General features: G+C 41.1%; 12 protein-coding genes. 7 read left to right on the top strand and 5 right to left on the bottom strand.

Annotation, left to right across the window (positions count from 1 at the left end; all coding sequences use genetic code 11):
* Positions 1-294 precede the first annotated feature (294 nt).
* The 3 genes from H6G86_RS04390 to H6G86_RS04400 all read left to right on the top strand — a co-directional run bounded on the left by H6G86_RS04390 (position 295) and on the right by H6G86_RS04400 (position 2728).
* On the top strand, positions 295-573 hold the full coding sequence (locus H6G86_RS04390) for a GlsB/YeaQ/YmgE family stress response membrane protein (RefSeq protein WP_114083921.1): 279 nt from the start codon (positions 295-297) through the stop codon (positions 571-573).
* 165 nt (positions 574-738) lie between these two features.
* Positions 739-1431, top strand: coding sequence for a manganese catalase family protein (locus H6G86_RS04395; protein WP_163930946.1), 693 nt, complete (start codon positions 739-741; stop codon positions 1429-1431).
* 556 nt (positions 1432-1987) lie between these two features.
* Positions 1988-2728, top strand: coding sequence for a DUF3891 family protein (locus H6G86_RS04400; protein ID WP_190933290.1), 741 nt, complete (start codon positions 1988-1990; stop codon positions 2726-2728).
* A 135-nt stretch (positions 2729-2863) separates the two neighbouring features.
* On the opposite strand, the gene psaK is transcribed toward H6G86_RS04400, so the two are convergent.
* Positions 2864-3124, bottom strand: a complete 261-nt coding sequence (gene psaK, locus H6G86_RS04405) for a photosystem I reaction center subunit PsaK (RefSeq protein WP_012410900.1) — start codon at positions 3122-3124, stop codon at positions 2864-2866.
* A gap of 649 nt (positions 3125-3773) precedes the next feature.
* Between psaK and H6G86_RS04410 the strand changes: the two genes are divergently transcribed.
* The 4 genes from H6G86_RS04410 (at position 3774) to H6G86_RS04425 (ending at position 8526) form a co-directional block, all read left to right on the top strand.
* Positions 3774-4100, top strand: a complete 327-nt coding sequence (locus tag H6G86_RS04410; RefSeq protein WP_190933291.1) for a zinc ribbon domain-containing protein — start codon at positions 3774-3776, stop codon at positions 4098-4100.
* 289 nt (positions 4101-4389) lie between these two features.
* Entirely contained in the window at positions 4390-5658 is a 1269-nt protein-coding gene (locus H6G86_RS04415) for a glycosyltransferase family 4 protein (RefSeq protein ID WP_190933292.1), read from the top strand.
* A gap of 300 nt (positions 5659-5958) precedes the next feature.
* Positions 5959-7686 (top strand): Rqc2 family fibronectin-binding protein, encoded by a 1728-nt coding sequence (locus H6G86_RS04420; RefSeq protein WP_190933293.1) that lies wholly within the window; start codon positions 5959-5961, stop codon positions 7684-7686.
* 561 nt (positions 7687-8247) lie between these two features.
* Positions 8248-8526 carry a hypothetical protein gene (locus tag H6G86_RS04425; RefSeq protein WP_190933352.1) on the top strand — a complete coding sequence of 93 codons (279 nt, stop codon included), beginning with the start codon at positions 8248-8250 and terminating at the stop codon, positions 8524-8526.
* A gap of 211 nt (positions 8527-8737) precedes the next feature.
* Here H6G86_RS04425 and H6G86_RS04430 read toward each other — a convergent pair whose 3' ends face one another.
* The 4 genes from H6G86_RS04430 to H6G86_RS04445 all read right to left on the bottom strand — a co-directional run bounded on the left by H6G86_RS04430 (position 8738) and on the right by H6G86_RS04445 (position 14607).
* Positions 8738-9259, bottom strand: coding sequence for a hypothetical protein (locus H6G86_RS04430; RefSeq protein WP_190933294.1), 522 nt, complete (start codon positions 9257-9259; stop codon positions 8738-8740).
* A gap of 38 nt (positions 9260-9297) precedes the next feature.
* Positions 9298-11958 carry a CHAT domain-containing protein gene (locus H6G86_RS04435; protein WP_190933295.1) on the bottom strand — a complete coding sequence of 887 codons (2661 nt, stop codon included), beginning with the start codon at positions 11956-11958 and terminating at the stop codon, positions 9298-9300.
* 47 nt (positions 11959-12005) lie between these two features.
* On the bottom strand, positions 12006-12941 hold the full coding sequence (locus tag H6G86_RS04440; protein ID WP_190933296.1) for a hypothetical protein: 936 nt from the start codon (positions 12939-12941) through the stop codon (positions 12006-12008).
* Positions 12942-13080: 139 nt separating this feature from the next.
* A complete protein-coding gene (locus H6G86_RS04445; protein WP_190933297.1) occupies positions 13081-14607 on the bottom strand; it encodes an Hsp70 family protein in 1527 nt (508 codons plus the stop codon).
* Between the last annotated feature and the right edge of the window lie 8 nt (positions 14608-14615).

A 14615-nucleotide genomic window follows, 5' to 3' on the forward strand; every position in this document is an offset into this window, starting at 1 on the left:
ATTTAGATTGCCGATTTTTCTAATAAATCGAAAAATATGTTATTTTCAGAAACCTCGTTATCTAACTAGTAAAGCTTAATAGAAGAATATTAGAGATTTAATAATTTATTATTTATTTGGCTGCCAAAAAATCCTTGAGCATTTTCATGCTATAAACGCCAAATTGCAATTCCCATCTAATTTATATGTAAACTCTTTTGTCTAACTTTTGGATTTAGCATTTATCCCATCTGGTAGAAAGAATTCTGAATCAGAATTGATAACTTAGATACAAGTGAGATTGTTGAGGCAGTTATGAGTATTATTGCTTGGGTAGTTTTAGGACTTTTGGCAGGTGCGATTGCTAAAGCTATTTATCCTGGCTATCAAGGTGGTGGAATTCTCTCCACAATGATTTTAGGTATCATTGGTGCTTTCGTCGGTGGAAGTCTGTTTACTCTATTGCGAACAGGAACTCTGCAAATTACTGCGGCTGGCGCTGGTTTAACTCTTCCTGGTATTTTGGTGGCTGTGCTTGGCGCAATTGTTGCTATTTATCTATGGGGATTAATCAGAAGAAGCAGCAATGCCTAATCGCTGATTGGCAGTTATCAATACTGACATGACCAGTGTATTTTATTGGTCTTATAGTTTTCCAGATTGAGAAGCTATCAAACATCAAATTAGCTCTCTGTGGAACAATCCTAAAAGACCATTCAATCCCTTCTGTAACATCATAATTTTTGGAAGTGTAAATCTATGTTTTTTCACAAAAAAGAGCCTATTCATGCAGTTAACGTAAGTGAACCAAACCCTCGTTTTGCTCAATTACTTCTAGAGCAGTTTGGCGGAGCTACTGGAGAACTTAGTGCAGCTTTACAATATTGGGTGCAATCATTCCATGTTGAAAACGCTGGAATTAAAGATATGCTCCAAGACATTGCAATCGAGGAATTCAGCCATTTAGAAATGGTTGGTAAACTCATTGAAGCTCATACCAAAAATGTGGATCAAACAGAGGCTTATAAGAGTACTCTCTTTGCAGTTCGCGGGATTGGGCCTCATTTTCTGGATAGTCAGGGTAATGCTTGGACTGCAAGTTACTTGAATGAAGGTGGAGATGTAGTCCGTGATTTAAGGGCTAACGTTGCAGCAGAAGCCGGCGCTCGTCAGACTTACGAAGAGTTAATTAAGTTGGCAACTGACAAAGGAACCCAAGAAACTTTAGTCCATCTGTTAACACGAGAAATTTCTCATACCCAGATGTTTATGAAAGCTCTAGATTCACTGGGTAAGTTGACAGATCCATTCTTTGGTAATATTAAGCCAGATGAAACTGTTGCTCTTTACTACAACCTATCTACAAACGGTAATGGTAAAGATGAGCGTGGCCCTTGGAATTCTGAGCCAACATTCAAATACATTGCTAATCCCCTAGAAAGCCACTCTTAGAAGTTTGTTGAAAAGTATCTGTCTATGATTTTGGGTACTTATTGATCCTTTCTAAGCCCTCCTTTTTTAGGCTACAGGGTACACACATCTCTCTACAAAACCAAAATGTAGTAGATCCTCCAAAATCCTCCTTAAAAAGGAGGATTTTGAGAGTTTTTTGCTTCTTAAAAAAGGGGACGGGGGGAGCAAATAGCTTGTAGGGCAACTCTTAAAGACTTGTGTGTACACCGTAACCTTAAAAAGGGGGATTTTTAGGGATCTAAAGCTTTAGATGCGGATCTGTCCGCATCTAACCAAAAATCTTCACTGTTCCCTGTTTCCTCGACCGAAGGTTGGTAAATAACCATACTCCCGACTTACTTCTTAGAGAAGTTGGGAATATTAGCTACATATCTCTGCGTTACGAAGGATGGACTATATTGCACTCAAATTAAAATGGGTGTAAATCGTAAGTCACACTGAAAAAGTCAGAGCGATCGCCTCTTCAATATCTAGCCTGACGTTTCTGAATTCAGATTCAATTCAAAATCAAAACTAAAAATCAGGAGATTAATTTGTGATTGTCAACGCTACGTCAAATGGTTGGGAAGTCATTTACCATCGTGCCCATGCTTTATTAGCAGCTCAACTGGCGGGGCAATGGCGACGTAAAGATGCGCCAGTAAGATTATATGAAACCATCGCTGCAATTTCTCATCACGATGATTTAGAGAAAGAGTGGGAAGAAGATATTCTGACTGAAGCCGGTGCGCCAAAGGACTTCATGCTGTCCTCAAATGCCGATGTAGATGCTGGGGTACAGAAATTGGCTGATTTGGCAAAGAATGCCCTTTACCGTGGACGATGGGTAGCTCTATTAATTTCCATGCACATCAGCCGTCTAAATGAGGGAAGCCGGGGTAAGTATCCCAAACTAGACAAACTTTTGGATGAGCAACTTCAAAACCAGCAACGTTGGCGCAAGGAACTGGGGATAAAAAAGGAGGAAGTTGATGCAGCCTATGCGTTTATGCAGTGGTGCGATCGCCTTTCTCTCATCTTATGCCAGCAAGAACTACCTGACGATGAGCGGTTTTTAGAAATTAGCAAGGGCCCTGAAGGTGAGCGCTATGACATCATGCAGCGCAGTGATAACTTGGTTGTTGTCAAACCCTGGCCCTTCCAAGATGATAAATTCACGGTCAACGTCGAAGCCTGCGACCTCTCGCAGGTGAAATTTAACAGCAGTGCCCAACTAACTCAAGCGCTACAACAAGCCCCGATCAAGGTACTTGAGTGGACATTCGTTAAGAGTTAGTACAGATTAGAACTTAAGAGGAATCCAGCGAATATTAGACAATTTATATATAAAAAAGAGCCAAAGAATTAACACTCTCTGGCTCAATGCTGGAGACAAAAGAATCATCAAATAAAGGCTAACTTGGGCAAGAACCTAAATTCTTCCCAGGTTATGCAATCCTAAAACAGCGCCCACTCCTAAGATATGACCAAAGGCAGTGGTTGCTAAAAGGGCTGGTAAACCAAAACCACCAAAAAGATTAGATGAGGGTAGTGCTGGTTCTGCATTGGGATATTTGATGGTCGATTTCCCAAAGGCAATGGCAATGATATTAGCAATAATGATAATCAGTCCAACTGTCGGACTCCATTGCAGGGGTGTAGTTGCAGCAGCGAGTAAGGTTGAAGTAAACACCTGATTTGCTCCTGAAATTTATTAATGATTGAGAATATAATCTGAGACTTTTCGAAGCAAATTCAATAAAGTACCCGATTTTGCATCAATATTTAACAGTTATTATAACTACTTAATACAACTTGAGTTCAACGTGGTGAGTTAACTGTGCTAGCTGCTTTTAAATTCAATGTCAGAAGTAAGCGTTTTACTAGTTTCAAATTACACCTGTGCATCAGATGTCAAGGAGAATTAATAAAGGTTTATCTATAGTCAGCAAATGTTAATCTCACTTTTAAGGTTGTAAAAATAACATATAGTATTGTCAGTTAGCTACTTAGCTACACTCATAAATACTTGTCAATTTTACACCCCAAAATTAAGACTTTACTCGACTTAGGGGTCAATTTTTAAGTCGGGTAGTTGCTTACATTTACCAAAAAAATCAAAAATCTTATTCCCTCGTAGGTGGGATTTTTGGCATGGTGAATATAATTTCTAACTCCTAATTTTTGCTGTCAATTTGTCAAATTCACGTTAAGTGTTTATCGAAACGCCGTAATACCCCATCCGTCTATAGCTCAGGGGATGTAAGGCAGCGATTGACGATTGCATCTGTAGTTGATTTTTACCGCAGGTAAAAAAGAGGACAAATGATGTTGGCTGGACTTTGTTTCGCCAATGGTTAGAATATTTTGCAACTAAGTTTGGAACTGTTGTAGTTGCTGTTCCTCCCCAATATACAAGCCAAAAATGCAGCAGTTGTGGTGTAATTGTCAAAAAAGCTTTGTCAGTCCGCACCCATACTTGTAAATGCGGTTGTGTTTTGCAGAGGGATGTAAATGCGGCAGTGAATATTCTAAATCTTGCAAAAGCTACAGTCGGGCAGACTGAAAGTAACGCCACAGGACTAGCAGCCTCTACTCTACTTGGGGAAACCCTGGTAGAGCAAGTAGCTAGGAGGAATGTAGAATCCCCACCTTCAATGTACTCATAAGGTGGGGAGTGTCAATTAATTAATTTAGATAAGCATAAAAAAAAGGTGAAAAACTATAATTTTTATCTATCAAAAGTATGAAATATGAGGTATAAATTTTCCTCTATCTAAAGAAATTAAATATAAATACTTAACCTAAAATTATACTTCTGACAGAAGATGTAAAAAAATATTAGGTATATTAAATTAAAATGAATATTAATCAAAGTTTCTCAACAATTCAAGTAAGTGTGTTACACACGAACTTGAAACAGCCTAGAGCTTTGTTAAAATCAGCAACACACAAACTATGAACTCTACCACCGAAAAACGTATCGCCTTGATTTCCGTCCACGGAGACCCGGCGATTGAAATAGGGAAAGAAGAAGCTGGGGGACAAAATGTTTATGTGCGCCAAGTGGGTGAAGCACTAGCGCAGCTGGGATGGCAAGTTGATATGTTTACCCGCAAAGTAAGTCTGGAGCAAGACTTGATTGTTGAACATGGGGACAATTGTCGAACTATTCGTTTAAAAGCTGGGCCCCTTGAGTTTGTGCCGCGAGATGAAATTTTTGAATATTTGCCAGAATTTGTGGATAATTTCCTCAAATTTCAGGTAAAAAATGAGATTAAATACGAGTTACTTCACACTAACTATTGGCTCTCTAGTTGGGTGGGGATGCAGTTAAAGAAAATCCAAGAGAGTAAACAGGTTCACACCTACCACTCATTAGGAGCAGTCAAGTACAACACGATAGAAAATATTCCTCTGATTGCTAGTGTGCGATTAGCAGTAGAAAAACAGGTGTTGGAAACAGCAGAGCGAATTGTGGCGACAAGTCCGCAAGAACAGCAACACATGCGATCACTAGTTTCCACTGAAGGCAATATCGATATCATTCCCTGTGGTACAGATATTCAGCGTTTTGGTTCCATTGGGCGAGAAGCAGCTAGGGCTGAACTGGAAATTGCCAAAGATGCCAAAGTTGTATTATATGTAGGGCGTTTTGACCAACGCAAAGGTATAGAAACCCTAGTGCGTGCAGTTAACGAGTCTCAACTACGCGACTCGAATAATCTCAAGCTAATTATTGGCGGTGGTAGTACTCCAGGTAACAGCGACGGCATTGAGCGCGATCGCATTGAGCAAATCGTCCACGAATTAGGAATCACTGACTTGACCATCTTTGCTGGTCGTCTCAGTCAAGATATTTTACCAACTTATTACGCAGCTGCCGATGTCTGCGTTGTTCCTAGTCACTACGAACCCTTTGGACTCGTAGCGATCGAAGCGATGGCAAGCGGTACGCCGGTTGTAGCTAGTGATGTCGGTGGACTTCAATTTACTGTAGTTAATGAACAAACTGGTTTATTAGCACCACCACAAGATGTAGGTGCTTTTGCGTCTGCTATTGACCGAATTCTCTTTAATCCAGAGTGGCGAGACGAATTGGGTAAAGCTGGCAGAAAGCGTACTGAAAGCAAATTCAGTTGGCATGGTGTCGCAACTCAGTTGAGTGAACTTTACACTCAATTGTTAGAACCATCAGCAAAAGAACCTGCATTGGTTGCTAAATAGTGTTTCAAGCAACTTAATCCACTTCCAATACTTGTCGGTTAAGGGGAAAAGGGGAAGGGGAAAGGGAAAAGAAAAAACCTTTAACCTTTACCCCAAAACCAATTCGAGTTAAAAATGCTTTACCCGAGCAGTATTGAATTTACTTCAGATAAAATCAATCTTACATACCGATAAATTCTGTAGAGAGACGCAAAATTTTGCGTCTCTATATTTGTTAGGGGAGCAATTGGGGGATGTCTACCCTACATTATTAGAGATGATGGAAGTATACTGAGCATCGACCTTTGAACGCGAACGGCTATGCAACCAGTTGACTTCACCACCCTTACAGCTACTTGTAGCGAACTACGCGCTAACTGGCTGCCCTCGCGGACAGAACAGGTTTATCAGCGCGATCGCTATACTATTGCCATAGCATTACGCACCCTGAAACAGCGTGATTGGCTACAAATTTCTTGGCATCCCCAAGCTGCACATATTTGTATTGGCGATCCACCACCGCGATCGCCAGATACTTTTACCTTTAGTCAACAACTGATACACCAATTGGGTGGTTTGGCATTGGTGAGTATTGAAGCGATCGCCCCTTGGGAGCGTGTTATCGATTTGCAATTTGCCCGTCGTCCCGGAGAAAGCGCCCTGTATCATGTCTATGCAGAAATTATGGGCAAATATAGCAACGTTATTCTCACCGACGCTAGCAATATAATTATCACCGCAGCTCATCAAGTCAGTCAGCAACAATCTAGTGTCCGTCCCATCCAAACCGGACAACCTTATGAAACACCACCAAAACTGACTGGAACTGTCCCCAGTTTGAGTGAATCCCAAGAACGTTGGCAAGAACGGGTAAGTTTAGTGCCAGGAGCAATTAAGCGGCAATTGCTGAAAAGTTATAGTGGCTTGAGTGCAGCATTGCTGGAGTTAATGCTGTTAGAAGCAAATATCACACCAGAAACATCTACCGATACTCTTAACCCCGACGATTGGCGAAGGTTGTTTGAGCGTTGGCAAGAATGGCTGCAAGCTTTGGATTCCAAGAAATTTCAACCCGCTTGGACAAAAGATGGTTACACCGTAATGGGTTGGGGTGTAGTTGAAAAAGTCAAAGATATCCAGGAGTTGCTCAACCAGTACTACAGTAACGAAATTGACCAACAGTTATTTTCTCAATTGCGCCATCAGTTGAGTCAGAAATTAAATAATATTCTGGCGAAATTACGCAACAAAGCTCAAACCTTTAAAACGCGCTTGCAGCAATCAGATCAAGCCGACGAGTATCGACAAAAAGCTGATTTATTGATGGCTCACCTGCAAAACTGGGAACCAGGGATGAAAGAAATTATCCTTGCTGATTTTGATACAAACTTGCCAGTAGCGATCGCTCTCCAGCCAGATAAAAATGCTGTCCAAAATGCCCAAAGTCTTTACAAACAGCACCAAAAACTCAAACGCGCTCGTGCTGCCGTGGAACCGTTACTGTTGGAAGTGCAGACAGAAATTGAGTATTTAGAACAAGTAGAAGCTGCGATCGCTCAAATAGACACCTACAAAACATCAGAAGATTTACGAGCTTTAGAAGAAATCCGTGAAGAGTTGATTGGGCAAAAGTATCTAGAAGATCCAGAATATCGCAGTCGCAGTGCAAATGAACCTCCTAGCACCAACTTTCATCGTTACCTTACCCCCAGTGGCTTTGAAGTATTAATCGGCCGCAATAATCGCCAAAATGACCAATTAACCTTTCGTGTAGCTGGGGATTATGACATCTGGTTCCACGCTCAAGAAATTCCAGGGAGTCATCTGCTACTACGTCTAGAACCCGGTGCTGTGGCAGAAGAAGCTGATTTGCAATTTGTCGCTAATCTTGCTGCATACTACAGTCGTGCGCGTCAGAGTGAGCAAGTGCCAGTAGTTTACACTCAGCCAAAACACGTTTATAAACCCAAAGGAGCAAAACCGGGAATTGCGATTTACAAGCAGGAGAGCATCCTTTGGGGAAAACCACAAATAGTCATTAGTCACTAGTCACTTGTACTGAGTTTCGACTGCGCGGAAATCGAGCGAAGTCGAGATTCAACTACCGCGTAGTCGTAAAGCCTGCGGCATAGCTACGCTTAGGGCGCAGCCTCTCCAAGAGTTGTATTGGTTATTGGTGATTTCTTTTCTGCTTCCTCTACCTCTGGTTTTGTCAGTCTATACCCTGCGTTCTACTGAATTCTTCTAATAGATAGAGGCATTTAAGCTTTGCTAATATCTTTTTTTGATGAATATTCCTGAAAAATCTGTGTTGACTGTTACAATATTGTTAAGAAAAGTTGCCCGTTGCATTTTGGGAACGCGCAATTGGGTTTTAACTCTCTTGAGAAGACAACGCAAAAAAATATTTTATAGACCAGCTGTGGGAGGCTGGTCTTTTTGTATTTAATACAGCACTTTGAGTATTTTTTGAGCATTTATAGCTCAATACGCTTGGGTTAGCGCCAAAACCCTTAAACTGTTTAGGTTGGCTTGAGAACGTAGCTTGCTTCCCGTTCGCGTAGCGTCTCCAAAGAGGGTTAAAGGTAAAGGAGTTGGAGTCAAGGCTAGATGCTCTCGAAAAAAAATTTAGCAGCAACTATAGTGTTATCCGTGGCGATCGCAGTATTGAAAGTGGCTCATCAAGTCCTTAGCGTAACTTTCTGCACAGATGCTCATTTCACCCCAGGCAGCGCCCCTTTACTTACTGGCTTGATTGTCTCCCTCACCACTCTATCGGGTTTGCCCTTCGACCCAGCAATTTCTAACGTCATCGTTTTATATCTCCTAAAGGTGGGACTAAGGATTTTTTGCGAATACACTCAGCCAGTTGATGAGCCAGAACTTTAGATTTAGGGGAGCGATCGCACTTCCCAGCTTCGACCGCGCAAGTGGAAACGGTCGAGCCTACCTCAAACCTTGGTATATAAGACTTTGGAGCAAGTGACAAAATTCCATTGCTTAATTTTTGCTTACTTGTGCTTAAAACTAGTGGTTATTTTCATAAGAGCATTGACTAGTTGCACTTGCAGCCAGTCATAAACGAAAGAAACACTTATTGTTACCCTCTGCCTCGTGTTTGTTGAGAAGTATATTTTTTCTGTGGGAGAGTTAAAAGAAGCGTGGAAGTTTCTCCAATCAATGCCGGAGTTGCCTCATTTTTCTCAAACGTTACACCACCAATTTTAATAGAAATCTTGGTTGTCGCTACCACAAGGATCATTGAAGCTGCTAGGGTAACAGATAGGATTGGGTTGCGATCGCCCGCCTCCATTTCCGCCTTATACATCTCCAAAGTCTTTTGCACAATAGCAGACAGGCTTGGTTCTTGGGCTAGAGTTTCTAGAAGATTGCGAGCGATCGCCACTGACTCCCTAGTGTCTAGTTTCACTTCTTCCTCCTCCATTGAGAGGCGATCAATCTCGGAAAATTCTGGCATTGACCGGATTGCAGGTGGTATTTCTTCGACGAGTTGATCGAGATCATCAACTCCATTCAACATCTTTTGACTGAAGTAATCAAAAAACTCAACAACATCTACATCATCCAATGCCCTGATTTGATTAATTACATCTGATGTCATTGCTGTTTCTCCTTAGTAGAGTTTATGCAAGATTCGATTTAACGCCAATCTCCAGACAAGCTAAACCCTGCCCAATAATAAGGCTTGGGGTATAGTAAAGATTCATGTTGACTATCCATTATTAACTCCAGCATCGTCTCACGCCATGCTTTAGCCCGCGAAGCTTGCTCGAATAGCCACTTTTGGTAAAATTTTACACTAAATTTTGCTACCCATTCTGCATGTACATTCCAATGAGTTGCTAGTAGGCTAATGGCTCCTACTTGGAAAAAAGCCCATTCCAGCCCTAAAGCATCGCCACCAATACCCTCTTTAGCAAGACCCGTGACACAAGCCTGCATTGTGACATGGCTACCCCAAAAATTTAGTCTGGGTCGATGTTCCAACACTTGCTCTGGTGTCAGTAAAGTAGCATTAGCTCCCTGTTGACTGCTAGATGGCAAACGTCCATCTTTGGCAAGGAGCAACCCAGAATATTCATAAGGGTTAATTTCCTTATTTTTATCATCTTTGTTGGGGAAAATACCATGAGTCGCAAAGTGAACAAGTCGCTGGGCAAAGGGAAGCCTCAAAACTACTGATAGGTCTGCCTTTTCTCCAATAAGTTCATCTCCTCTTAGCTTTTTGTTGTTTAGCCACTTTGCAACTTGCTGAAATGCCTCTACCATTTCCGGTGAATCTTGGTCTTTCTGTGCTGTTACCTGAACAACAGTAAATTGATTAGGTCGTACAGTTTTTCGATTGAGTAGTTCGGTCAATGCCAAGGCACTATGAGTCCGGGATAGGGAGACATAGCGCACCAGTGGTTCTCCCCGAAAAGGCAGGTAATGAAATGGAATCAAATGCAGCTGTTCATCAGGACAGTAGCAAATGTGATCTCCTTGTTGGACTAAATTGGATTCTTCCTCTAGCCAACTAACTAAAGGAGCTAGACGTTCAGGTAGATCGTCGGGAACTTTTCCCCCTCGGTACTTGTTAACCCAATTTTTAGGGTTGATGGGATTGCGTTCGTCTTTATCGTGTTTGTAATCTAACCACTCTTGAAGTGTTGTCTTACCAATAGGAATAGAGCGAGCGTGCAGTGAACCATCTTTAGCTACCAAGACAGCAAACGTTTCGTCATCGTCAACAAAGTAGCTGATGTAGTGGGCGTTGACAGCCTGTATCAGAGTTGGTAACTGTTGAACTGTTGCTGAAAAACTCCGATCGGGCACAGGTTGATGACTGTAGCGCGTCAGCACATCAGCCAAAACTCTCCCCTTTGCCCCCTCCATAGCTTCCAATAGTTCCACTGGGCGATCGAGGCGATAGAGCAGCTGACAAAGATTACCAAACAGGTAAGGAAATGAACGCATCACCCCAGCCCGTTTTTGTGGGTCGGAAATTGTACTACGGATTGTTTCTAGGTTAGTTCGTAACGTCTGCAATATCTCTATCGCTTGCTCTTCTCGTTTTGTGCGGGAGTAACAACAGGATAGGCACCATAGGGCACTGTTTTCATCTTTTGAGAAGTTATGTTCTTTTGCCCAGTTTCGCGCTTCTATTAATATAGAAATTAATTGTTCAATAATTTCGAGGTCTTTTCCCTTCACCGGATCAATGAGAATATCCCTGGCATTGCTTATGCGCTTCCAATTTTGAAGTTGATTGAGTTGCTCACCTCCTCCACTAATCAAATCTATAACCAAGTTCCTAATAGATTGGTCTTTAAATAAATCAATTTGTGGATATTGTTTGAACTGTTCAGCAAATGAATTGAACCATTCTGCATCTTTAGGAATTGGTTGGGAACGCTGTTGGACAAACCATTGTTTTAGTTCTTCTTGGTTCATTGAATTTGGTAAGACTTCAATTTCTTGCTTGATTTGTTCCAACAATAGATCAAATAAATTTGCCTCTTCCGGAGATACAAGATATTTCATAGATTGAATACCTTTCTCGTAATCACCGAGCAGATTAACAATCACATCTGTGTTGCTAAGTTGAGGTGGAAGCTCACTTGCATCTTTTCTGGCAAATTCTTGAAATTCATTTTCTTGTTTTTCTAAGAAATAGCTTTTAGGCTCTTGGCTAGCTTGAGAAAGCTGTTTATTCGATTTTAATTTTTTTTCTTTGAGTTGTCCCTCTAGTTTGTCTGATTGCTTAGCTGGAAGAATTTTTCTAGCTTGCTTTAGTAGTTTTTCAGCTTCATCAAATTGGATGAGGTTGATGTGTGCCTCAATTTGACCTTGAAATAATTTGAGAATGTCATCTTGAATTATTTGATAGATATCATGCTGGTTTTTATCAGTCTTTGCTTCAAGATACTGGATAGCATTCGTAGTAAATTTAATTAATTCGCTATGCCTTCCTAAAGCGTGAAGTCCCTTGACGCAATTGATGGCACTTGTTCCTGTGTTCATTAAATGGGTATTTCTTGGGGTTGCCTCAAAAGCTTCCTGAGACAACTGATAAATTGCTTTGCTCAGTGTGATTCCCAGTTCACAATCAATTCCTTCACAATAAGTTTCAGCTAGTAAATTTAAGCCCATCAGGGTTATGTCTAGAAAACTGTATGAGTTAATTGTGCTTAAGGCTGTATTTTTAAATCTAGAAGATGGGCACGCTTCAATGAAAGCTCTTTGGGCAGCAATATCTCTGCTTTTTAAAATTCGTACTATGTCGTTGATATCTACGGTTATGGCTTGACTGTCATCCATTGTACTTTACAGACTATTGCAATTGTTATCTCAGAAACTAAGAAGATTTAAGATTGACGAAACAGTGTAGCAGGAATAGTTCCGCTATAAGAATCGTTGACCATGCCATCTAATCGCCATCCGTTGGCAGATATGTTAAGTTGAGATTGTCCGTAGGAATGATAAAAATAGTTCTGATAGGAAATCTGAACTGTGTTGCCAAAAACTGTGCCTTCACCTTCTAAAATGACTGCTCCCATCGCGTTTCTTCCTTGGACTCTCAGCTGATTACCACGCTGCTCAAACAAGTACGTAGCACCTTGCACATCTCGCCAGACACCGCTTAAGTTAATAGATGGTACTTGGGCAGGGGGGATATTTCTAGGAGGGGGATTACTTGGTGGCTGGGGTGTATTAGTGTCCTCAATTAATATTCTACCTATTTCGCGAATAACTTGCTTCCATAAAGGTTTTTGCGGAGAATTATTCTTGTCTATTGAGGCTTTTAGTATTCCTTCTAGGTCAAGAATTTTCTCCTGAAGCTCTTGAATTTTTTCCTGTGCAGTACTATCTGTCAAACTAATTCTTTCAAACTCAGAAGATAGCTTGTCTTGAATCTGTTTGAGTTGTTCTTCTAGTTCATGGCTTCTCCGATTGTCGGTTGAATGACTTCCTGATTGCAGTTTATCCAGTTCCTTAGAGAGCTTTTCGAGTTGCTTGTTTAATTCTTCAATTTTATTTTTATCTGCATCTATTTCCTGCAAATAGTTATTGTAGCGAATCTTGTCACTAAATATCGCTGTAGCTTTCTGCGCTAACAGTAGCTGCGACAGCGAGTTTTTATCTCGCCGTTTGTCTAGCTTGTCCACAATTGCTTCCAAAACATCTTTGTTAATCTCCCATGTATGCTTTCGCGATAGCTTAAATGTTTTCCCCTTGAACTCAACTTCTATATCTTTAAAGAAATCAAAATAATCAATATTATGGAAGGAATCATCAGCCATGATTAAATTTATCCTTACTTAAACATCAACGTTTGCCACACAAGCATTAGTAATTTGATCAGAGGTAGAGGAAAAAAGATACACTTTGTCATTCCTTCTCCCCCTCTTAAATAATCCATTTGAATGCCACTTGATATGATTAAGTAACTTGCAAAGCGGCAACTTTTTCGGAAGCTCTTTTTACTTCTTCACGAGAAAGTAGAGCGTGATTCTTGATTTTTGCAGTAATTTTCTTACCAGACTCTAGCTCTCTGGCATACAAATATACAAAGCCAGATTCGTCATAACTCAGCGATACCTCGATTTGGGGAACTCCTTTAGGCTGAGGAGGAATTCCCGTTAACAGTCCAGCATCACCAACCTTATCGCAATTCTCAGGATTCTCGTCTTCTCCTTGGATAATCTGGATTTCGACCTCCGTTTGGTTATCTTTAATTGTTGTGAAGTTTCCTTCTCCTTTTGCTGGGATTTCAGTGTTTTTGAAAATTAGCTTAGAGTTGATGTCTTTGTCTGTTTCAGCATTTTTAGTGATAATTCCCAAAGAATGGGCAGTGACATTGCGGACTTTGACAGGAGCGATCGCTTTCCCACCCGGTTTCCGCACAGTTTCTCCCGCCAAACCTGCTGCGTAGATTGCGGCTCCTAAAGCTACAACTTCATCTGGGTTAAAGCCAGTTTCTGGTTCTTTTTTGGTTAAATCTTTGACCTTATTCTGCACTAATGGAATCCGCGTTGAACCTCCAACAAGCAGGACTTTGTTTACTTGTTCCCAATCTAGATGTGCGTCACTTAGTACTCTTTTACTCAAAAATAGAGTTTGGTTGATATGATGTTCAATAAGATTCTCAAACTGCTCTCTCTTGAGCGTGAAATCATGTATCTTTCCTTCCGCAGTCAGGTTTATGTAGGTTTCCACATCTGCTGACAAATTTACCTTTGCCGTCTCAGCTTCGGTAAGAAATTTCTGATAGATTTGTAGATTTTCTAGAGGATCTAGATCATGTTTTTGTCTGAACTGTTCGGCAAAAAACTGGCAGATTTCTTCATCAAAATCATAGCCTCCAAGAAGCTTATTACCATCTGTCGCTAGCACTCTCAATTCTCCAGTACCAACCTGCATCAAAGTGACATCAAAAGTTCCACCGCCTAAGTCATAAACGAAGATATTAATGCCGTCTTGAGCTTTTTCAATCCCATAGGCGATCGCTGCCGCAGTTGGTTCATTAATAATATCTAGCACCTCAAATCCAGCAATTTCCCCAGCCTGCTTTGTCCGTTGCCGTTCCAAATCAGCAAAGTAAGCTGGTACGGTAATGACAGCTTGTTTGACCTCTTCTCCTAACCTCTTCTCGGCATCCTGCTTCAGCTTCTTTAAAATCAGAGCAGAAAGTTCTTCAGGTCGGTGTTCTTGTCCATTTTCATCTGTGAAAACATAGTCCGGATTGGACATTTCACGTTTGATGAACTGCACAACATTTTTGGGACGAGCAACCGCAGCATTTTTGGCTGTTCTGCCAACAACGCGTTCATTACCACGAATCATAATCACAGAAGGCGTAAGATTATGCCCTTCTGCATTGGGAATAATTGCGGGTCGCCCCATGTCATCAATATATGCCATTGCCGACATTGTGGTTCCCAAGTCAATGCCAATCACCTTAGCCATATTTCCTC

Origin of the sequence: Nostoc sp. FACHB-133 (genome assembly GCF_014698055.1) — a bacterium.
In the GTDB taxonomy this organism is placed as follows: Bacteria; Cyanobacteriota; Cyanobacteriia; order Cyanobacteriales; family Nostocaceae; genus Nostoc.